The organism is Marinoscillum sp. HNIBRBA16962 (genome assembly GCF_057801515.1).
The window spans coordinates 1390428-1410885 of sequence record NZ_CM173603.1; the positions used below are offsets into that span (position 1 = coordinate 1390428).

Consider the following 20458-nt stretch of genomic DNA (forward strand, 5'->3'; position numbering starts at 1 on the left):
GATCGGATCGAATGGTCAGCGACCATCCGATCCGATTTTCTATCAAACCGATTCTTCATCTTTCTCTTCCAGCTCCTTCACATTATCTTTAGGATTTCGGTCGATCAGCTTGTTGATCGGGTCTATGCCAGCTTTAGTTGGTTTTGTTTCTACCATGATCTCCAACTGAGTTTCTTCCTCAGTGATCTTATGTTTTTGCAGGTAGATCAGGCTGTCTTTTCCATCACTTCCTTCTGTAAATACCCCGATATCAATCCAGTCTTTCAGGGCTATAGCTTCCTCATTACCCAAGCTGTCAGCACGATATTTAATACTATTTACCGTAAGGTTCACTTTGTACTGATCCTCACTCAACTGTTCATAATCAGCTTCTGTGGTTTTGTTTTCAAACAAAGTGATCGTTTCAAACATATCCGTGATGATGTATTGAAGACTGTCAGGAGTAACCTCACGATAATACCTGATCAGGTCAGCTGAGGTTGGATAAGGGGCCTCTCTAAAGCCCCAGTCTCTTACAAATCGCTTCAGAGCGGCATTTACGCTATCCTCACCAATGTAATCCTGCAGGGCGTACATTACCAGAGATCCTTTACGGTAATGGATATATCCCTGGCTTTCTACCAGCTCTAGAGGCATTTCTTTCTTCTGTTCAAACGTCCTTCCAAAGAGGTAAGAGTTTAGCTCGTATTTCAAAAATTCCTTGATAATCTCAGGAGGGAAGTTTCTCTTCATCACCATCAATGCCGAATATTGTGAAAGTGTTTCGGAAAGCATGGCATTACCCTTTACACCCGCTTCAGTGACCTGGTGTCCCCACCACTGGTGTGCCACTTCATGAGCTGTGACATAAAATGGCAGATCCACATTATTGGTTTTGATGTTTTGAATAAACCCAATGCCTTCAGAGAAAGGAACGGTATTGGCAAAGGACTGTGCGAATGAGCGATACCGTGGAAACTCCATAATTCTCAACTGCCTGAACTGGTAAGGGCTGAAGTTTTTGGTATAGTAGGTCAAAGCTTCCTTCATCCCCTTCATCATCCGATCAGTGTTGTAGTTGTGGCCTTTGTGATAGTATATCTCCAGATTCACCTCAGGTAGCGTATCCACAGGAGGTGTCCAGGTATCCTGAATCACTTCATAATCAGCAGACACAATGGAGTAAAAGTTGACCATGGGAGTATCCATCTTGTAATGGTAGTATACCCGGTCACCTTCCAACCACTTATCCTGCAGATAACCCGGAGCAATAGCAATCTGGCTGCTATCAGTGCTGATGACTACCTCAAAGCTGATCTTGTCCGCATCGTCACCGAATAGGCTTTGAGCAATACCTCGTGGGTCATTCCGGTCCAGCATGCGCTCTTCTACTTCCAGGTCCTGCTCCTTACGATCATCATCACTACTTAACTCAAAACCTTCGCTGTAGCCAATACCGGGGAAGTACTGTGTGTTGTTAAAAAACGTGCCATTGTAGATCACATCTGTATTGGAGTCACTTTCCCTGAATCCCACGGTTTTGAAGGACACGTCAAAACTCATTTTGATGGAATCACCAGGAGTTAATGGTTCATCAAGGGTGTAGATCACATAATTGAAATCATCAAAGGCTTCTTTTTCTGAAAAGACCTTTCCAAACTCTAACGATGTTTCAATTTGCGGATCCACAGACTTTTGAATATGAATGTCTGAAATGGTGTCCTGGCTCTTATTTTTAAGGATGTAATATCCACCGGCCTTAAAATCCCTGTCTCCGGGATATAGGTCCACCTCAACATACGTATCAATGATCTTTGGCTGAGGAATGAATTCATATTGCTTCAGCGTCCGCTCGTATGCTGCACGCTGTTTGTTCGTTTCGTCTGAGTTTTGGTATTCATTCAGCACGTTGGTATTGTAATAAATAAAAGCTCCACTTCCTGCAAAGACCAGCAAAGCACCGATGATCGTAAATAGGGCCTGAGGGTTGAGACGCATTCTGCCAAGCTTCAAACGAACCAAAAAGCCTGAATCCAGTCCGCGAATGGTGAATAGAATAGCTATACCATACATAACAGCAGCAAGCCCAAACCAATACACATTAAACCAGGAGAATGGGGGCACGAAGTGTCCGTACTGATTCATTTCGGAATACTGCCCAAGGGATGCTCTGGCGAAATAGAACATGGAATGTTCCACACCCAATTCATTTATGACTCCCAGGGAAATATAAAACAGGAACATCAGCCCAAAGCCAACAAATTTATGATTGACAATGGCCTGGATAAACAGCCCGAGAATAACATACAAGACCATTACGGAAAGGGTATCCATAAATAGCTCAGTAAAATAGATGTGCCATTCGATGACCGGATATCCTTTGAGGATCTGAATGAATATTCCACAAACCATGAGCACAAGCAAGATGAAAACACTCATGAGCACCATTCCAATAAATTTACTGGCCAGGCTTACAAAGTTTGGATAGGGGAGCGCGTCATAAATCAGGTTCATCTTGACATCCCGCTCCTTCCAGACTACCTCACCGGTATAGAAAACAGTGATAATGATGAAAAACAGGTTAAATGCACCGATCATGGATACTGCCCGGCTGCTGGTCATGTAGACTTCTATGTCATAGCTGCCGGTACCGGATACAAAAGCAATGATGAAAATGAAGATAACCCCCGCTAAAGCAATAAACAGGAATGGAACCTGCTTGATGATCCATTTGAAGTAGAACCATGAGAGGCTACGGATCTGTGTGATCTGAGCAGAAAGACCAAAGAACTGATTGACTACAGGTACTGCAATTTTCTCCTGTGCAATTTCCCGGATACTTTTGATTGCTTTTTTCCGGGTTTTTTTACTGGCTTTACCTGCCTGCGAGAAGCTAAACTTGAAATAAACAAAAAGCAGGCAAAGTACACCTACCCCCATCCAGATCAGCCGGTTATAAAGAATAATCCCGGAAAAGGGCATCAGCAGGGAATTTTGTTCGGCCACAGTCCAGTATTGGGTAGTTACTTCCAAAGCTCCGAAACCAAAGGGGTCCATCAGGGAAGCCACAAAGCGATTGTCAAGCTCGGATAAAAAGGAGCTGGCTACCAGGTAGCCCATAAAAAGAACGATTGCCTGAGCATAGACCACAACCATACGCTTGCCCAGTGTACCACCCATAAAAAAGATGGAGCTAAAGATGAAAAGGTTGGGCAGGATGAAAACCAGAAATGGGTTCCAGTAATGCATGAAGTTGAATTCCATGAGCCGGTCTGCATTATCCTGCCATGGCCACTGCAGTGCCTGACCAAGCATACAGCCCAGTATGATCCCGGAGGAAATAAACAGGATGGTAAAAAAGGAGCCAATATATTTTCCACCCAGGTAGCTCAGTTTGCTGGTGGGCGTGGTGAAGATCATGGAGCTGGTTTTGTGCTCAAAATCTCTGAGCACAGGTACTCCCATCACTGCTGAAGTGATAAACAGGTCCAGCCACATGATGGCCAGCATAAGAGCCGTCAGGACCACCGGGGCATTTTCCATGACTTTGCCGCCACTTCCTCCTGCGCGGACAATATCAGTGGAGGTAGCCAGGAAAGAGATCACCAGGATCAGTATAAAATAGATGTAGGTAACTGGTCGGCTGAAACGATAGTTTAATTCAAATTTTATAAACTCTAGCATAGCGATTCTTTGGTTTAGGCGGCTACTTCAGCCGTTTTGGTTTCATTGATTTTAGAGAAGTAGACATCTTCCAGGTCGGCTGGTTCGGGGTGGAATCCGTCCGGTTTCTGGTCGCTAAATACGTGAATTTCCGGTTTGCCAGCTATAAGCCGCTCAGAGATCACATTATACTGCTCTTTGTATTGCTCAAGTTCTTCCTTTTCGATGGTTTTGCTCCAGATCTTTCCTTCGATCTCTTTGATTGTCTCAAGTGGATTTCCTGTCAGCAAAAGCTCACCCTGATTGATAATGGCCATTTTGGTACAGAGCTCTTTCACATCATCCACGATGTGAGTAGAAAGGATTACAACCGTATTTTCACCTATTTCGCTTAACAGGTTTAAGAACCGGTTTCTCTCGGCAGGGTCCAGTCCGGCGGTTGGCTCATCCACTATGATCAGTTTTGGGTCGGAAATGAGCGCCTGGGCTATCCCAAAGCGTTGCTTCATCCCTCCGGAGTAGCCTCCTAAACTCTTTTTGCGGTGTTGCCAGAGGTTGGTTTTATGAAGCAGGGCTTTCACGAGCTGTTTTCGCTCTTTGCTCTTGGTGATACCTTTTAAAACGGCGATATGGTCGAGTAGATCCTCTGCTGAAACTTTAGGATATACGCCAAATTCCTGGGGCAGGTAGCCCAGCACTTTCCTTACTTCTTCTTTTTGCCGGAGTACGTCAATATCCCCCAGAGTAATCTTGCCACTGTCCGGTTCCTGTAACGTAGCAATTGTTCGCATAAGTGAAGATTTACCAGCACCATTAGGTCCCAGCAATCCGAACATACCGACAGGAATGTCTAATGAAACATCTTTGAGTGCCTGTACCCCATTCGGGTAGGTCTTGGAAAGGTTTTCAATCGTTAGGTTCATAAGTGAAATTTGAGATTCTGTTGGGTGATTAGTTGATGTAAATGACCAAAAACTTACATTTTGTGATTTAGAAATAATTTTTGGATTTGAAAAGAGGTTTTACATATCTGGTTGGAAGACGGTTTGGAATGAGAAAAGTAACAATATCACATGCAATTTGAATTAATTGAAAGAACTTCTTAAGTTTCCACAAACAACGCCTTTATCACATGTCTAAAAAATTTTCTCTTTTGCTGAAAATCATCGCAGCGGCTTTTCTGGTTATTTTAGTTGTAATGCTAATTGTAAATCCAGGAGGAATCCTTGATGGGATTTACGATACGCTAAACTGATCTGATGAAAGCATTAAACAACATTTTCGTTTTTGCCGGGTTTTTTCTGATCTACCGATCTTTCGATAAAACCTATAGCCTACAATTTCCTGTTTTAGATAGTAGCAGGTCCATTTTATACAATGTGGGTTATCTCCTGGGGTACTATACAGTTCCGCTGTTTGCTTTTTTAGTAGGAATAATACTTCTACGAAAGTTCTACAGAAAATCGTGGTTACATCCTTGATAGATTTCGGGTTTTCACTTTTCTATAACAGCTTCTCAAAATAAGAATCGTATTCTCAATATGAGTAAAATCATATTTTAAATTTAAAAAATACTATTTTTAATTAGCTGAGTATCAAATGCTTGTCATTTTTATGATTTATTGGCACCGTACTTGAAACATCTCTGGTCAAACTAAAAATTATCAAATTATGAAAAGGACAAGATTAAATTTACTAGCCCTGGTAAGTGTGTTAGCATTCATCATTTCATCATGTAATTCTGATGACGATGTGAACGGTCCTGATCAACAAGGTACCGCCAATGTTTCAGCAACTGATGCAGCTATTGCAGCTGAAAATGTTACCGGAGTATATCTTACGGTAAAAGGAATAGCCGCCGATGGCACAGATGATGCAAACGATGCTTCTGTGATGTTCGATGCAACACAGGAGTTTAATATAATGGCCTATCAAAACGGAGAGGTGTTTGATATTGGGTCGATAGACCTGAACGCAGGTTCATACTCCTCTATTTCTCTGATACTGGATGAAAGTGCACCCGGATATATCACATATGAAGATGGTACGGAAGCCGATCTTGATATAGAAGGAGAAACTGAATACCAGGTAGTTGGGGATTTTGAGATTGAAGAAAATGCTCAGACTGACCTGGTAGCAGATATCGACCTGAGGAAGGCTTTTAAGGAGACTTCTACAGAAGGGGAGTTTATGCTGAGGTCTACTGCTCGTCTCGTGGCGGCAGGTTCCACAGGGACTATTGAAGGTACTGTTGAAAATTATGAGGAGTTGAAGACAGATATGGAAAGTCGTAATGTGGAAGGCAAGCTTGTTGTCTTCGCCTATCAGAAGGGGACTTTCAGTAGTTCAGAAGAAACTGACAATGATGGTGACGGGCCTGAAGGCAGGTTTGAAAGCTCTATCAATAGTGCTATAGTAGCTGAAGATGGGACTTTTACCCTGGCTTTCATGGAGGCATCTGAATATGATATCGTGGTTTGTAACTATGAGAAATCCAAAGATGCTCCTGAAGAAGACCCTTTTTATTTTCAGTCTTCTGTTGATGCCAGACTCAGTGTAGATGCGGCTTTAAGCGCCATACTCAGTGGGATAGGCGTAAGTGCTGAGTCAAGCACAAACATCAGCGTAATAATAGGTATGCAATAAAATTTTCGATTTAGCTTATCGTGAAAGGTCCGCCTCGTTGAGAGCGGGCCTTTCTTTTTTAAAACCGAATCTGATACTGAAGTACTACCATGGCCTTTCGGTCATCCTCAAATGCGCCCTCACCATCATCCACAAAAACCGGCCGGTTCTGATAAGTCAGGGATAGCTTGGAGTTATGCCCATCCAGAAGGTAGTTAATTCCACCTTCGTACAGGATCATCCGGTCTTCCAATGCTTCAAACTCTGCGGCTTCTATCAAAAAATTGGGTTGAATTCCATGATTTTCGAATTTTCTTAAAAAGCCGATCTGAACTAAAAATATCTGTCCTGTGCCGGCTTCCGGAAAGCTATTACCGCGGCCATTGAGTGTCAGTCGGTTTATTTCACCACTTGCCGGATTGTTGGCGCCAATATACCGGATAAATTCAGGTCCCAGGTCGTGGTTCAGATAAGCCAGATAAGCAGTCCAGACATTTTCTCCATTGGGTTTTTCATAAAAGAGATCAGCTGCAAATGAGCGCATAGGATGATCAACCGTATCTCCGTTTGATAATGATTGTGTGGCAGCATTCTGGTGGGTCCAGCCAAACCCAATATTAAGAATATCTTTTTCGCCTAAATAGGTTGCTGTACTCCAGGCAGAACTAAGGGATTCTTTTTCAAAAAACTGATACTTAAAGTATCCGCTAAAATTTAAGGCTGTAGTGTTATCGGTCAGTTTAGCCTGTTCGGAAAGCGGCTGGGAGGTATAAACAAATGGTTTGGAAAGCACCAATCGGTAATCCAGTTTTTGCAGGCTCCCTCTCAAGGCTATGGCCAACCGTCGGAAAAAGTCGTCGTGAGCGTTGAGCATAGGTGTGGCCGAATAGTTAATATCCGCCCCCATAGCACTAAAGGTGGAGGGAGTAGCGTAGCGGGACAGGCCGGTCCAGGCATGTTTTCCTCCCGTGAGGATCAGTTTTTCGGAGAAATGATAACTGACATAAGCGTCCAGTACTTTCGGAGGTTGATCTTTTTGATACCGGCTGAGGTTATTATTTCCTATTTGCAAGGTATAGCTTATACGTTCGTATGGCTGACCTTTGATACCGATCCGATACCTTCTTACGCTGATGTCAAAGGTTTCATTATACTCATCTGGCCCTACTGTAGAGCCGGGATTAAGTTCCGAGTATCGCATCCAGGTCTGGAGACCGCCATAGATCTCATAAGGTTTTTCCGATTGGGATTGCGCATCCTGAACCCATAAAAAGCCGAAGATAAGGGAAGGTAAAAAGTACTTTAAGCGCATAATTATTTTCATTTTATGTACTGATCGCCTAAGTGGTTTTCCTGAGTCGTTTGAAAAGGGTTTTCTGATCCAGCACAGGCATGTATTCCTGATAATCAATTCCCAGGTCGAGCAAATAATTAGTAAGCAAAACCCTGATGGTCTGGTGGAGATCTTCTTTTTTCCAGGGTTTTTCGATGTAGTGATCCAGCTGGGCCTGATTGATGGCCGCTATGGTATCCTGATGAGTGGCAAGTCCTGTCAGAAGTACCTTTCTGGTGTTTTCAAATCGTGGGTCCTCACTCAGCTTTTTAAGGAGATCCACCCCGGTGTTTTCTGGCATGACCTGGTCGGTAATGACCAGCGCCAGATGATCACCTTCTTTATCTATTGACTCTATGACTTCCCAGGCCTCTTTTACGGATTCACACTCCTCGATCATGAGGGAAGATTCAAAGAGCTGGAGATCTTCTGAAAGGGTACTTAACACCTCTCGCTGATCATCTACGCATATGATATATAGCTTATCCATGATTAATTGATTATTGGTATTTTGACGGTAAATGTTGTTTCTCCGGGCTTGCTGGTTACATCGATCTGTCCGTCATGTTCGGTGATGATACGTTGAGCAATCGACAGACCTAAGCCCAGCCCAAAAGATAAACCACCCACTTTGGTGGTAAAGCTTGGCTGAAAGATCTTATCCATTATGTCCTGAGGGATTCCGGGTCCATTATCAGCGACGCTTACCCGAATGTATTTTGATGTATGATCCGAAGTGACCCGTAGTTCGGCTTCGGGGGTATTTGCTGATACCATACTTTCTATCCCGTTTTTGATGATATTGATCCAAACCTGGATGAGCTGACCCGGACATCCTGATGTCAGTGGCTGGCTGTCATCAAAATAAAAGCTTGTTTTTACCCTTTTCGTGAGGTTTTTCAGGATAACCAATGCTTCTTTGATGGAATCATTCACGCTGATGTTTTCGGACCAGGAATGTTCGGTTACCCCTAGCTGCCTGACAGATCTGACCACATGTGCAGAATGCTTCGCAGCAATTCGCATGTCGTGAATGGTGCACCCGGCCTCCCAGCACCGGAAGATATCCTCAACAAGGGCCGGGTCTTTTTTGAGGTGTTTTTCAATGAGTTTTGGGTCAATCCCCGTTTTGGCCAGCCGCTTGATCTGCGTATTATTTAGCCCCTTGATTTTCTCATAATCTTTTCGTTTTTGGCGGGCTTCTTCGCTGGAAAGTTGCTGCCCTTTTTCATAACCCAGATTGAAAAACTCAATAAAATTGGCCCCATTTCTACGCTCAGTCCAGGAGGTAAAAAACGTTTTGATATGGTCCATACCGCCATCGATCACCCCAATTGAGTTGTTTAACTCATGAGCCAAACCGGCTGCCATCTGTCCGAGAGTAGCCATTTTCTCGGCTTTGAGTAGTCGCTGTACGTCATTGTATTTTTCCAGGGCCATTTTCCTGGCAAAGTGTTGGCGTGAGTAGAGTTCATTTACTACCACGGAGATCAAAAAAGGACCCAGCTTGGTCCACTCTTCCAGGGAGTGATCCTGTAGTGCCTTGTCATAATAGCAAACTAGGGAATCCTCGTCGGCTATTACCCGTGAGTAGACCAGGTTATCATCCGAGAAGTAGCTGTATACGCCTATGAATTTATCAGGTGTAGCTTCAAAAATGGGATAGGACTCCAGGCCGGAATCCACCAGGTAGCCCAGCAGTTTCCCTTTAATGACCAGGTAGAGTCTTTGGTTTTTCTGGCCATGCTCTAGCAGAATTTCTCCTTTTTTCAGCTTTTTCATTTTGCGCTCATCGGAGAAAAACCGCTCTTTAACCCATCGAAAACTGACTCGCTCTTTCATTTGTTTAAAGACTCAAAATTTGACATTTGGTACAAACTTCAATCATGCTGATTGGTATCCTAAAGTTGCTTCGGCCATGCCGATTAGAAAAATCCAACCAGGTTTAAAAGATACATCAAAGCATAGTTAAGCACTAAGCCGATCAGTGCAATCACAACACCAGGTTTAGCCATGTCCCGGGACTCAATAGCTCCGGTAGCGAAAGCCAACGCATTTGGAGGCGTGCTGATAGGCAGAGCCATTCCCATGGAGCAGGAGATGGTCACGGCTATGATGATCATTTGATTACCACCAAAAGAATCCAGGCTGGAAAGCGAAACACCCATCGCCGCAACCAGCGGTAGCAATAGGTTAGCGGTAGCAGTATTGGACATGAAATTGGCCATAAGCATAGCCACTACTGTTACCAAAAGGATGATGACCAGCGGGGAGAATGTATTAAATGGGATGATGCTGACTATTCTCTGGGCTAAACCGGATGATTCAAGCGCCAGTCCCAACGCTATACCTCCTGAAACGAGCCAAAGCACATCCCAGCTGATGTTTTTCAGGTCATTTTTATTGATGATGTCAAAAGCGGAAAATACAGCAACTGGTACCATGGCTACTACATATGAGTTCATGCCATGAACAAAGTCTGTTAACCAAAGTAGGATGGTCAGTGCAAATGTGCCATAAACGATGTATGCTTTTCGGTTTCTCAACCAGCTTCCCTGAATGGAAAGTTTAATCTTTTCAGTTTTAATAGGGTAAATGGCTACCAGCAACAACCAGGTGATAATGAGCAATACAATGACATATGGTAGAGCCATACTCATCCACTGCCCAAAGGAGATGTAATCACTGCCGGTCAGGTATTTTAGTGCTACAGCGTTAGGAGGTGTGCCGATGGGGGTACCGATGCCTCCTACATTTGCTGCAAAGGGGATAGCCAAAACAAAGGCCATCCTTCCCCGGTCTCCGGGAAGGAATACCGCCAGGACGGGCGCTAAGATCGATAACATCATGGCTGTGGTAGCAGTATTACTCATAAACATGGAAAATACAGCAGTAATGATCATTACGCCCATCAGGACCCATTTGGGTTTTTCACCAAAAGGCTTGAGCAGTACCTTGGCCAGGTTTTGATCCAACCGGTATTTGGTGGCTGCCATCGCCAGGAAGAACCCTCCCAGAAAAAGAATGATGATAGGTGAGGCGAAGGTGTAAAGGATCTCTCTGTAATCAATCAAAGGTCCTAAACCTGAAGTATCCTCAGAGCTGACCAAAAATTTTAACCCTTTAGTTGAGATCATGATCAGCTCCAGAAAAATGATCAGCAGGGAGGTAGCATAGATCGGAATAGGCTCCAGGATCCAGAACAACGCTGCCAGGAAGAAAATCGCAATAACCCGTTGCTCGACAATAGTAAGTCCTTCTATACCAATAGCAGAAGTTGGTAAAAGCAGAATGACAAGCGGAATTGCTACTGAAATGAAGAGTTTTAAGTACTTGGACCACATAGTTCTTGAGTGAATTGACAGATGCAAGTTAGAGGTGTGTAATAGTACTTATTATGTCAAATAAGAACCGTGGAGATGATATATGTCATCTGGTAAAACTTTGAATATCGAGCACAGGTATTGTAAATGATAGGGTGTAGTTTTTTGCTCGTTTATCTACGGAGTGGTACTTTTATATATAGTTTAGATCGTAATGAAAGGCAGGACAAAAGAAATAGCAGAACTTATTCGGAAAAGAGCTACAGATATTGATCCTAAAGCTCAACTCATCTTATACGGATCGCGGGCAAGAGGAGATGAAAGACCGGATTCTGATTGGGATATCTTAATCCTGGTGGACTATAAGGTAGACCTGGATATTGAGGATAAATTCAGGGATCACCTCTATGACCTTGAAACAGGAGAATCTTTTTCAGTTTTTGTTTTTTCTCTTGAGGAATGGAACTCGAAACAAAAAATCACACCATTTTATGAGAACGTAACCAGAGAAGGAGTTGCATTATGACAGAAAAGGAACGGATAGATTATGTGGTCTATCGAATGGAGTCTGCATACCAAACGTATGAAGCTGCCAAAGTACTTGCGGATAATAATTTTTGGAACTCTTCTCTGAATCGCCTGTACTATGCTGCCTTTTATGCAGTAAATGATTGATTTTTTGGCGGGGGCTCCGGTTGGTCTGAGCAATCTTTAAACCCCAATATTATCATTTAAAAAGGAAATCCTACCGTCCACAAGAAAAAATCACGGAATTGTACAATTCAAGTAACTGGCTTCTTAGTTTTACGTAACTAAATACAAGGTTGGTTAAATCAAAAGGCTTTGCCCGATTAGGGTAAAGTTGTTTTAAGTAGTCTTATAGGTATTACAAAGTTGTTAAGTCATAATGAATTAGGTTAACGTTGATTTTCAATTTTGTAACTATAGTACCCCGTCTTCCTCGACGGGGTATTTTTTGAATCACTCCTAAAACTTCCGGAGGATTTGTCGGATCAAGTCAGAAAAATCAAATTCCTTTTCAATACAAATAATTTCCGCGGGATCAGCGTTCCGAAGGTTTGGAATCGGCGGGAAGCTTAGCAATGTGTTTTTCATACAAAACATGAAAAAATAAAACCTTTCTTATTTGAGCTTCGTATTATTTTTCATACATTTAGTGAAGTAATAATTTTTACCATTCATGAAGGGAACAAATATTGGTGAGTTTGAAGAAGTAGTACTGCTCACAATCGCCTCGCTGATGGACGAAGCCTATAGTGTAAATATTGTAGATGAGATCGAAAAGGTGACTGGCCGGTCCACGAAGCTTGGGGTGGTACATGCTGTGCTCAAAAGACTTGAAGACAAGGGCTACATCACTTCCGAGCTGGGTAAGCCAACCCGGGAGCGCGGGGGTAGAAGGAAGCGTTTTTTTCAGATTTCACATGCAGGAAAAGTCGCCTTGTTGCGTGCGAAAGAGCAACGGGACCAATTGTGGAGTACCATCCCGGATATTGTATTTAAAGGTGTCTCATGAACAGGTCTCAAAAATCACCGCCCCGGTGGATGGACCGGATCATTGAGTGGTATTGCAGGCCTGAACTTCTGGAAGACCTTCAGGGCGATCTCCATGAATATTATGATCGAAACCTGAAGAAAGGGAGATCCAAAGCGAATTGGATCTTCTTCGCTGACGTCATCAAATTCTGCCGGCTTTATACCATTCGAAAACCAAAACTATTAGGACGCATGACTTTTTTAACCATGTTTGGAAACTACTTCAAGACCTCCGTCAGAAGTATTGCCAGGAACAAACTCTTTTCATCTATCAATGTGATCGGCCTGGCCATATCCATGTCTGTGGGTATCCTCATGATCACCTACATCAGTGAGATGCTTAGCTATGATACGTTTCATGCGAAGAGAGATCGTATTTACAGAATACTTACCAACTACAAAGGTGTTACAAGCGAAGAACCATTTGATCTGGCATCCACATCCATTTTCATCGGGAAGAAGCTGGAACAGGACTACACGGGTATCGATAAGCTGGTCCTGATGCGGAGGAACATGAATCCGGATATCCAATATGGTGAAAACATTATTAGTGCCCGTGGTTTGTGGGCCTCAGAGCATTTTTTTGATGTGTTTTCTTTTGAACTACTCGCAGGAAACCCACAAACAGTACTGAGCGCCCCTAATTCATTGGTGATTACAGAGTCTTTAGCCAAAAAGCTTTTCAAAGACGAAAATCCCATTGGGAAGTCAGTAGAGGTTCTCGGACAGGATTATTATAACTTTACCAACGGGCAAATCACCGGCGTGGTAAAGGATCCGCCCGATAATTCCCATATTCAGTTTGAGGTGTTAGGCTCTTTCAAAACATTGGAAAAGCATGCAAATGGCCTGGAGGAAGAAACAACTTTTTTTAATCAGTACAGCAGTGTATGGATGAACTATGTGTATATGCTGCTTCCTGAAGGGCAAGGACCTGAGCTGGTGCAATCTCACCTGGATCAGATCGCACTGGAAGAAGGTGCAAAGTATGACCGCTTTACTATCAACTATGAGCTGGAGAGTATTAATGACATCATGCCTGGCAGAGATTTATCTAACCAGATCGGTCCTTCTATGGAATGGGAGATTATTTACATATTCGCCGGGTTGACCTTCATTGTTATTCTTTCCGCATGTTTTAATTATACGAACCTGTCTGTAGCGCGGTCTCTGAGGCGAGCCAAGGAGGTGGGCATCCGAAAAGTGGTAGGTGCAGCCCGGTCCCAGGTGTTTACTCAATTTATTTTTGAAGCTGTGATCATTTCTGTTATTGCCATGATTCTGGCTTATGGTTTGTTTGTTATCATCAAACCAGAATTTATCAGTCTGCTTTTGGATTCCGGGGAGTCAGTGTCCATGGCATTTCAATGGGACCATCTCCTGTATTATCTGGCTTTTGCGGTACTGATAGGGCTTATCGCCGGATTTTTACCTTCCTGGCTGCTCTCCAGGCTGAAGGCTATCTCAGTGCTTAAAGATGTTACCAAAGTTAGGCTTTTCGGTGGAGTAAGCTTGAAGAAGATCCTGATCGTGTTTCAGTTTACTTTGTCGATCGGGTTTATCATTGCAGCTACCATTTCTTATCGTCAGTATAAGTACGCCCTGAACTTTGATCTTGGGTTTAAAACGGAAAACATCCTCAATATCAAACTCAAAGGGAATGACGCGGATATTTTAGCTGCGGAATATGCAACGCTTCCGGAGGTACAGGATATCTCACGGTCTGCGATGATCCCAAGTACGGGAGAGGTGTGGGGTGAGGAGGCCAAGTACAAAGACCCGCTGGATAGTGCCAATATCCATATCAATTATGTAGATAAAAAGTACTTCGACCTGCATGAATTTGAATTTTTAGCAGGTGGTCCTTTTCCTCGGGATATCAAAGGGGAGGAGAAGCCAGGCTTCATCATTATCAATGAAAAGCTGCTAACACGATTTGCCTTTATGGAGCCCTCAGAAGCAATCGGGGAGTTTTTGACCATAGATAATGGCAAGCAAAAGCTGGAAATTGTAGGAGTTGTAAGGGATTTTCATCATCTGAAGATATCCAATGAGCTGGAGCCATTTGCTTTTTTGCAGATGGATAAGGACCATCAAAATATCCTGAACCTCCAGGTGGTTTCTCCCAATATGGTGGAATTTATAGGGGAGCTGGAAGCTATCTGGAAGGAAATAGATCCTGTTCATCCTTTTCAGGCTGAATTTTACGATGATCAGATCGAAAAAGCGTATTCTGAGTTTAAGGCCTACTTTAAAGTGATCGGGTTTCTTGCATTCCTGGCCATATCCATTGCTACGATGGGGCTTTTGGGTATGGCAGTCTTTACCACGGAAACGCGTCTTAAGGAAATCAGTATAAGAAAAGTGCTCGGAGCAACGGAACAAAACCTGATCTATATTCTTTCGAAAGGATTTGTGGTAATGCTCATAATAGCTTCAGCCATTGCCGTCCCGGTTACCTATCTGTTGTTTGAGAACATGATCCTGGCGGATGTGGCTTACAAGGCCAGTATAGGATTTGTAGAGCTTTTTTCCGGCGTGATCCTGATTTTTGGTATTGGCTTTTTGACCATTGGCTGGCAGACCTCTAAAGCTGCACGAACCAATCCTGCGGATATGCTGAGGGATGAATAATTAAAGGCTTCCCGGCTTGCGGTTGGCTAAACTTTATCCCTTCATACTGGGAAAAAACCCGGAGATTAATTCTATTAGCAGGATTAATCAAAGATCATGAGCATACGCACTGCCAATCGACTTTCTCAGGTAAAAGAATACTATTTTTCGGCCAAGCTGAAGCAAATTCGTCAGCTTCAGGCTGATGGAAAACCGATTATTAACCTGGGCATTGGTAGCCCTGACCAGGTTCCGGATCCTTCCGTTGTGGAAGCATTAAGTGCAGCAGCGAAGGGTAAGGAGAATCATGGTTACCAACCTTACCAGGGCCTCCCACAACTGGTAAATGCCATAGGTGAGTTCTACCAAAAGCGATATGGAGTTCACCTGGATGAACAGAGTATTTTGCCACTGATGGGTTCCAAAGAAGGGATCACCCATATCTCTCTGGCCTATCTCAATCCCGGTGATCACGTGCTGGTACCTGCTTTGGGATACCCAACCTATACGTCGGTTACTAAAATGGTGGAGGCAGAACCCGTCTATTACCCGCTTTTGGAAGAGAACAACTGGGAGCCGGACTGGGACTTTTTAGAAAAGGTCAATGTTGCCAATACCAGGCTGATGTGGCTGAACTACCCCCACATGCCTACAGGGTCTAAAGTTTCTAAAGCGCTTTTTGAACGGTTTGTGGATTTTGCCAGACGAAAGAACCTGCTTTTGTGCCATGACAATCCCTACAGCTTTCTATTGAATGAAAAACCGTTAAGTATTTTCTCGGTTGCCGGGGCAGAGAATGTGGCTATTGAGCTGAATTCCCTGAGTAAAACCTTTAACATGGCCGGCTGGCGGGTAGGATGGATGCTCGGAAAAAAGGAGCTGATAGATCCGGTGTTGCAGATCAAAAGCAATATGGACTCAGGCATGTTTAAACCCATTCAGCTTGCAGCTGCTGAGGCGTTGGGCCTGGATGATAACTGGTATGTACGACTAAATGAAGTTTACCATCGACGGAGAGAGATCGTGTATCGGATCCTCGATGCACTGGGGTGCACTTACCACAAAGACCAGGCAGGGATGTTTGTCTGGGCTAAAACGCCAAATGAGCATGGTGAGGCTTTTTCGGATAATCTGCTTCAGGAAAAGGATATTTTCATTACCCCGGGATTTATTTTTGGTGATGCCGGAAAATCTTTTATCCGGGTTTCTCTCTGTGCTTCCGAAGATCTGCTCGAGGAGGTGTATCAGCGAGTAAGTAGTTAAAGAAATAACAGGTTTTTTTCCGTACCTATACCCTTTTAGGTAAACTTACGCTATGAAAATTTTATTTGTCGGAACGGGCTTAATTGGTGGCTCATTTTCACTGGCTATGAAAGAAAAAGGCTTGCTGGAAGAGGCTGGCGGATATAGCCGAAACCCCACTAACCTGGATAGATCCCGGGACCTTGGCATTATTGATCGGAAATTTAATACCATGGAAGAAGGCGTGGCATGGGCCGACTGGATCATTTTATCTATCCCTGTTGACGCGATCTTCAAAATGCTTCCCGGCATTTTAGACCAGCTTAGGCCAGACCAGGCTGTGATAGATTTTGGGTCTACCAAGGAGAAGATATGTGACATAGTAAGGGATCATCCAAATCGCGCTCAGTTCATAGCCGCCCATCCGATTGCCGGTACGGAGTACTCCGGACCTGAGGCAGCATTTTCTACTTTATTCGAAAATAAGCTGATGATCATTTGCGATGAGGAGCAAACAAGCCCTGAACTCCTTCATGTCTTTCAGGAAGTGTGTAAAGAGCTGGGCATGCATCTGGAACAGATGATTTCCAAAGATCATGATACTCACCTGGCTTACATTTCTCACCTGAGCCATGTGACCTCCTTTGCGCTGAGCAACGCAGTCCTTGAGAAAGAGAAAGACGGGGACGTTGTTTTAGAGCTGGCCGGGTCCGGTTTTGAATCTACGGTTCGTTTAGCTAAAAGCTCCCCGGAAATGTGGGTGCCCATCTTCTTTGAAAATAAGAAAAAGGTAAAGGAGGCCGTGGAGAAATTTTCTGACCAGATAGAGGCTTTTAAAAGGCTTCTGGATGCAGATGATAGGGATGGGATGACCAGGTTTTTGGAGGAGGGGAGAAAGATCAAAAAAGTGATCAAATAGTATCACTCAGGCAGGTAATCACCTATCAGGTTCCAGTCCATTCCATTGCCCCAGCCATGTCCATGGTCACTGATGTTTTTGACCTTGTGCGCTTCTCCAATTTTGTGTTTTCCATAGCTAAGGAGAGCCAGTATTTTGCCAGGCCGTAAATGCATACTTGCCCAGCTTAGTGGTGTATCTCCATGAGCATCTTTGATCTCTTTTTTAGCGCCATGATCAATTAAAAAACGGATGGTTTCCTCATCGGCGTAAGCGGCGGCTCTGTGAAGGGGTGTTTCACCCTTAGTACGAACGTCACGCATAAAAGCACCGGTTTCTATACCGGGGATGGTTTTGGCATTCACATCCGCACCTTTCTCCACCAATAGCCTTACAGTATACAGGTAGTAAGGCCTGCCGGCTTTTGCCAATGCATTGTGCAGTGGTGTTTCCTGTGTTTTGTCAACGTGATAATTCACATCAGCTCCCTGATTGATCAGGAAGTCACATACCTTCCAGTGTCCGAAAAATGCGGCATTACCTAATTCATCATTAATGTTGATGCTGTCAAGGCTTCCACCATTTTCAATAACAGCTCGTAACCCGGTGGTGTCATTATAATACACCAGCCATTGCAATGGTTTTACAGGTCCTTCATGTAAAAGCTCTTTCCAGTTTTGATGTTTCATAAATTGAAAAATGAAATCTGTTCTTCCTCCGCTGATGAGCTGTAGTAGTTTTTGTATTTCCATGGGGGGCACGGTTTGGCTAAGTCGTAAGTCGGATTAAGAAATTTACGAATTAAAAAGTTAACACTATCGCCAAGCCGATTATAAAGGCTTTTTTGTCATTCAAATGCTATTTAGCGACGGTATTGTTGACAAAGGACTAACAAAGCAGGACTAGTAAGGTCGATATTATTTTGTATCATCGTATAGGTCTGTCCACATAGATCTCCATATTTTCCATGAATTGTCTTGTTGCCTGCGATACACAGTGGTATTGAGGCCTTTCTGGACCATCCCGAAATTTCCTTTTATATCACCCCTACGGGGTTGTTTTGCATTTATGTCAAGAGCTATAATTCTTTCATCCCTTCGGGATTGTATTGCGTACTGCCTATTATCTTTTGTCTAGAATCTCTTGTCTTTTTGCCTATTGCCTATTGCTCTGGTCATGCTCATTTCATGACTAGTAAATGTGTCATTTTTTGGTTTTATATTCCATTAGATACTCTTAAAGATAAAGGTAATGGAAAACTCAGCCCCTTCTCAGATCTTAACACAATAAAGGCCTCTTTGGAGGAAAGGTATTCCATTAAGCGATCCGCGGGCTCCATACAGCTATTTTTTTAGGCGGAGCGCATCTTCGGGGCTATTTTTAGTGGATGAAACTGAAATTAACTATCATCCTGTTATGTGCTGGTTTAGTGTCTGCAGCACAAGATTCTACAGTTGTCAGGGGTTTTAGCATTGCAGCTCCAAAGCCCGACCGTGTAGATGAGTTTGTAAAATTCATGAAGGAAGAGCTGGGGCCAAACAACATCAATACATTGGTTCTGCGAGTGGATTATAACTACAGCTATACCAGTTACCCGAATCTCCGCGATGAGAACCCGCTTTCTAAAAAGGATGTTAGGCTCCTGGTGAAAACAGCTAAGGAAGAAGGCATCCGACTCATCCCACAGATCAACCTTCTGGGCCATCAATCCTGGGCATCAAAAGCTTCAAGGCTGCTGGAAGAATATCCTGAATTTGACGAAACTCCCCACATTCAGCTTCCGGAAGAATACAAATGGCCAAACCCCGATAGCCTTTACTGTAAAAGCTACTGCCCACTCCATCCGGAGGTGCATCAGGTAGTGTTTGCTCTGGTGGATGAGCTTATGGGTGTTTTTGAGGCCAAAGCTTTTCATGCTGGCATGGATGAGGTTTTTTATTTGGCAAATGAAAAATGTCCGCGTTGTGCGGGTAAAAGTAGAGCAAAACTGTTTGCGGATGAAGTAAGGAGAATTCGGGACCACCTTTCTCGGAATGGCCAGGAACTCTGGATCTGGGGAGACCGCTTAATTGATGGGAAGACCACCGGCCTGGGTATGTGGGAAGCTAGTGAAAACAGCACCTATGCGGCAATTGACCGCATTCCCAAAGATGTGGTGATCTGTGATTGGCACTATGAAAATGCCGCACCAACTCCGGCTTACTTTGCGGCAAAAGGATTCCAGGTAATTTCTTGTTTTTGGAATAAACCGGAAGTTGCCACTGCTCATATGGAGTTGATGGATCTGATGAGGGAGAATAGCCCTCAACCTATGAAATCCAGGCTTATGGGTACTATGCAGACGGTGTGGAGCCCTGCCGGTACTTTTCTGGATGCTTATTATGGTGAGTCCGATAATGAGGGGGCAAACGCTCAGGTGGCTAGTTTTGAGGCTATGATTGATTGGGGGACATCTGATAAGTAGCTATCAAAAATTTAGTTTTATGCTATCTTGCTATGACATGAAACGAATTATGAAGGTTCTGCTAGGTTTCATTCTTGGCACCGGGCTTTTGGCCGGTTTAGTACTTCTGCAAAATGTTCCTCCGGAGCAAAAATCCCCCAAGGTAAAGGTCCATCAATTTTCAGATACCCTGGCTGGCAGGGATTATGACCTGGATAGTCTGAAAGCCATTATTGGTGAAAATAAGGGGTTGCCGGAAGGTTTTGAGGTGGCGGCTGCCATTGCTTATTCCGCTTATCCGCAGCTAAAGGATGTAAAGGTTGATATGAAGCTCGTCCCCGGAGGGGCTCCTATGGAATCCAATTTTAACGTGTGGACATTTTTTGGCCCCCGAAAAAACCGTCAGTATGTGATCTACCTCAATGACGCGGAGGAAACCTATTTCGAGCCCATTTTGCTCCGATCGTTACCCTTTGATGCTCAGGTAGGTATCCTGGCACATGAGCTGGGGCATGTGGTTTATTATCACGACCTAAACCTTCTGCAAATAGCCAAATGGGGGCTAAAGTACGCCTCTGATAGTGAATACAGAGCTATCCATGAGCGAACGACTGACCTCATGCCGGTGTATCACGGACTTGGCAGTCAGATCTATCAGTATGCATACTTCGTAAGGAGAGATTCCTCATGCGTTGCATTCTATGAGCAGGGAAAGGGTTTTATGGATAAGTACTATATGACTGATGAGGAACTGGCAGAGGCCATGCGCTTTTCTGATTGAT

Annotated in this window: 17 protein-coding genes; 10 read left to right on the forward strand and 7 right to left on the reverse strand. The window is 43.8% G+C overall.

Annotation, left to right across the window (positions count from 1 at the left end; genetic code table 11):
• Window positions 1–42: 42 nt before the first annotated feature.
• Together AC3E9V_RS05875 and AC3E9V_RS05880 are read right to left on the reverse strand one after the other, a co-directional pair.
• Window positions 43–3663, reverse strand: coding sequence for a M1 family aminopeptidase (locus tag AC3E9V_RS05875; protein ID WP_488752259.1), 3621 nt, complete (start codon window positions 3661–3663; stop codon window positions 43–45).
• Window positions 3664–3677: 14 nt separating this feature from the next.
• Window positions 3678–4565: an ABC transporter ATP-binding protein gene (locus AC3E9V_RS05880; RefSeq protein WP_488752260.1), complete on the reverse strand. Its 888-nt coding sequence runs from the start codon at window positions 4563–4565 to the stop codon at window positions 3678–3680.
• A 336-nt stretch (window positions 4566–4901) separates the two neighbouring features.
• Between AC3E9V_RS05880 and AC3E9V_RS05885 the strand changes: the two genes are divergently transcribed.
• Both AC3E9V_RS05885 and AC3E9V_RS05890 read left to right on the forward strand, forming a co-directional pair.
• Window positions 4902–5123, forward strand: coding sequence for a hypothetical protein (locus AC3E9V_RS05885; RefSeq protein ID WP_488752261.1), 222 nt, complete (start codon window positions 4902–4904; stop codon window positions 5121–5123).
• Window positions 5124–5313: 190 nt separating this feature from the next.
• Window positions 5314–6288 (forward strand): DUF4382 domain-containing protein, encoded by a 975-nt coding sequence (locus tag AC3E9V_RS05890; RefSeq protein ID WP_488752262.1) that lies wholly within the window; start codon window positions 5314–5316, stop codon window positions 6286–6288.
• A gap of 58 nt (window positions 6289–6346) precedes the next feature.
• Here AC3E9V_RS05890 and AC3E9V_RS05895 read toward each other — a convergent pair whose 3' ends face one another.
• The 4 genes from AC3E9V_RS05895 to AC3E9V_RS05910 all read right to left on the reverse strand — a co-directional run bounded on the left by AC3E9V_RS05895 (window position 6347) and on the right by AC3E9V_RS05910 (window position 10944).
• Window positions 6347–7579 carry a porin gene (locus AC3E9V_RS05895; protein WP_488752263.1) on the reverse strand — a complete coding sequence of 411 codons (1233 nt, stop codon included), beginning with the start codon at window positions 7577–7579 and terminating at the stop codon, window positions 6347–6349.
• Window positions 7580–7607: 28 nt separating this feature from the next.
• A complete protein-coding gene (locus tag AC3E9V_RS05900) occupies window positions 7608–8090 on the reverse strand; it encodes a response regulator (RefSeq protein ID WP_488752264.1) in 483 nt (160 codons plus the stop codon).
• Between the two features lie 2 nt (window positions 8091–8092).
• Window positions 8093–9442, reverse strand: coding sequence for an ATP-binding protein (locus tag AC3E9V_RS05905; RefSeq protein ID WP_488752265.1), 1350 nt, complete (start codon window positions 9440–9442; stop codon window positions 8093–8095).
• 83 nt (window positions 9443–9525) lie between these two features.
• Window positions 9526–10944, reverse strand: coding sequence for an SLC13 family permease (locus tag AC3E9V_RS05910; RefSeq protein ID WP_488752266.1), 1419 nt, complete (start codon window positions 10942–10944; stop codon window positions 9526–9528).
• Between the two features lie 193 nt (window positions 10945–11137).
• Between AC3E9V_RS05910 and AC3E9V_RS05915 the strand changes: the two genes are divergently transcribed.
• From AC3E9V_RS05915 to AC3E9V_RS05940, 6 genes are all read left to right on the forward strand, one after another.
• Window positions 11138–11449, forward strand: coding sequence for a nucleotidyltransferase domain-containing protein (locus AC3E9V_RS05915; protein ID WP_488752267.1), 312 nt, complete (start codon window positions 11138–11140; stop codon window positions 11447–11449).
• Window positions 11446–11598 carry a hypothetical protein gene (locus tag AC3E9V_RS05920; protein WP_488752268.1) on the forward strand — a complete coding sequence of 51 codons (153 nt, stop codon included), beginning with the start codon at window positions 11446–11448 and terminating at the stop codon, window positions 11596–11598. The genes AC3E9V_RS05915 and AC3E9V_RS05920 overlap by 4 nt, the downstream gene beginning before the upstream one ends.
• 526 nt (window positions 11599–12124) lie before the next feature.
• Window positions 12125–12460 carry a PadR family transcriptional regulator gene (locus tag AC3E9V_RS05925; RefSeq protein ID WP_488752269.1) on the forward strand — a complete coding sequence of 112 codons (336 nt, stop codon included), beginning with the start codon at window positions 12125–12127 and terminating at the stop codon, window positions 12458–12460.
• On the forward strand, window positions 12457–15114 hold the full coding sequence (locus AC3E9V_RS05930) for an ABC transporter permease (RefSeq protein WP_488752270.1): 2658 nt from the start codon (window positions 12457–12459) through the stop codon (window positions 15112–15114). Before AC3E9V_RS05925 ends, AC3E9V_RS05930 begins: the two co-directional genes overlap by 4 nt.
• Before the next feature lie 96 nt (window positions 15115–15210).
• The gene (locus AC3E9V_RS05935; RefSeq protein ID WP_488752271.1) at window positions 15211–16356 is read left to right on the forward strand and encodes a pyridoxal phosphate-dependent aminotransferase; all 1146 of its coding nucleotides are present in this window, start codon (window positions 15211–15213) and stop codon (window positions 16354–16356) included.
• Window positions 16357–16408: 52 nt separating this feature from the next.
• The gene (locus AC3E9V_RS05940) at window positions 16409–17254 is read left to right on the forward strand and encodes a prephenate dehydrogenase (protein WP_488752272.1); all 846 of its coding nucleotides are present in this window, start codon (window positions 16409–16411) and stop codon (window positions 17252–17254) included.
• Window positions 17255–17256: 2 nt separating this feature from the next.
• Here the strand turns inward: AC3E9V_RS05940 and AC3E9V_RS05945 are convergent, their stop codons facing one another.
• Window positions 17257–17985 (reverse strand): ankyrin repeat domain-containing protein, encoded by a 729-nt coding sequence (locus AC3E9V_RS05945; protein ID WP_488752273.1) that lies wholly within the window; start codon window positions 17983–17985, stop codon window positions 17257–17259.
• Between the two features lie 635 nt (window positions 17986–18620).
• Between AC3E9V_RS05945 and AC3E9V_RS05950 the strand changes: the two genes are divergently transcribed.
• Together AC3E9V_RS05950 and AC3E9V_RS05955 are read left to right on the forward strand one after the other, a co-directional pair.
• Window positions 18621–19697, forward strand: a complete 1077-nt coding sequence (locus AC3E9V_RS05950) for a family 20 glycosylhydrolase (protein WP_488752274.1) — start codon at window positions 18621–18623, stop codon at window positions 19695–19697.
• A gap of 37 nt (window positions 19698–19734) precedes the next feature.
• Complete coding sequence (locus AC3E9V_RS05955; RefSeq protein ID WP_488752275.1) at window positions 19735–20457, forward strand: hypothetical protein; 723 nt, start codon at window positions 19735–19737, stop codon at window positions 20455–20457.
• Window position 20458: the final 1 nt, after the last annotated feature.

Bases quoted from the DNA above. Each gene is read 5' to 3' on its own strand.
- AC3E9V_RS05895 (WP_488752263.1), bottom strand. From the start codon at position 7,579: ATGCGCTTAAAGTACTTTTTACCTTCCCTTATCTTCGGCTTTTTATGG.
- AC3E9V_RS05930 (WP_488752270.1), top strand. From the start codon at position 12,457: ATGAACAGGTCTCAAAAATCACCGCCCCGGTGGATGGACCGGATCATT.
- AC3E9V_RS05905 (WP_488752265.1), bottom strand. From the start codon at position 9,442: ATGAAAGAGCGAGTCAGTTTTCGATGGGTTAAAGAGCGGTTTTTCTCC.
- AC3E9V_RS05945 (WP_488752273.1), bottom strand. From the start codon at position 17,985: ATGGAAATACAAAAACTACTACAGCTCATCAGCGGAGGAAGAACAGAT.
- AC3E9V_RS05900 (WP_488752264.1), bottom strand. From the start codon at position 8,090: ATGGATAAGCTATATATCATATGCGTAGATGATCAGCGAGAGGTGTTA.
- AC3E9V_RS05935 (WP_488752271.1), top strand. From the start codon at position 15,211: ATGAGCATACGCACTGCCAATCGACTTTCTCAGGTAAAAGAATACTAT.
- AC3E9V_RS05955 (WP_488752275.1), top strand. From the start codon at position 19,735: ATGAAACGAATTATGAAGGTTCTGCTAGGTTTCATTCTTGGCACCGGG.
- AC3E9V_RS05950 (WP_488752274.1), top strand. From the start codon at position 18,621: ATGAAACTGAAATTAACTATCATCCTGTTATGTGCTGGTTTAGTGTCT.
- AC3E9V_RS05890 (WP_488752262.1), top strand. From the start codon at position 5,314: ATGAAAAGGACAAGATTAAATTTACTAGCCCTGGTAAGTGTGTTAGCA.
- AC3E9V_RS05910 (WP_488752266.1), bottom strand. From the start codon at position 10,944: ATGTGGTCCAAGTACTTAAAACTCTTCATTTCAGTAGCAATTCCGCTT.
- AC3E9V_RS05940 (WP_488752272.1), top strand. From the start codon at position 16,409: ATGAAAATTTTATTTGTCGGAACGGGCTTAATTGGTGGCTCATTTTCA.
- AC3E9V_RS05875 (WP_488752259.1), bottom strand. From the start codon at position 3,663: ATGCTAGAGTTTATAAAATTTGAATTAAACTATCGTTTCAGCCGACCA.
- AC3E9V_RS05885 (WP_488752261.1), top strand. From the start codon at position 4,902: ATGAAAGCATTAAACAACATTTTCGTTTTTGCCGGGTTTTTTCTGATC.
- AC3E9V_RS05915 (WP_488752267.1), top strand. From the start codon at position 11,138: ATGAAAGGCAGGACAAAAGAAATAGCAGAACTTATTCGGAAAAGAGCT.
- AC3E9V_RS05920 (WP_488752268.1), top strand. From the start codon at position 11,446: ATGACAGAAAAGGAACGGATAGATTATGTGGTCTATCGAATGGAGTCT.
- AC3E9V_RS05925 (WP_488752269.1), top strand. From the start codon at position 12,125: ATGAAGGGAACAAATATTGGTGAGTTTGAAGAAGTAGTACTGCTCACA.
- AC3E9V_RS05880 (WP_488752260.1), bottom strand. From the start codon at position 4,565: ATGAACCTAACGATTGAAAACCTTTCCAAGACCTACCCGAATGGGGTA.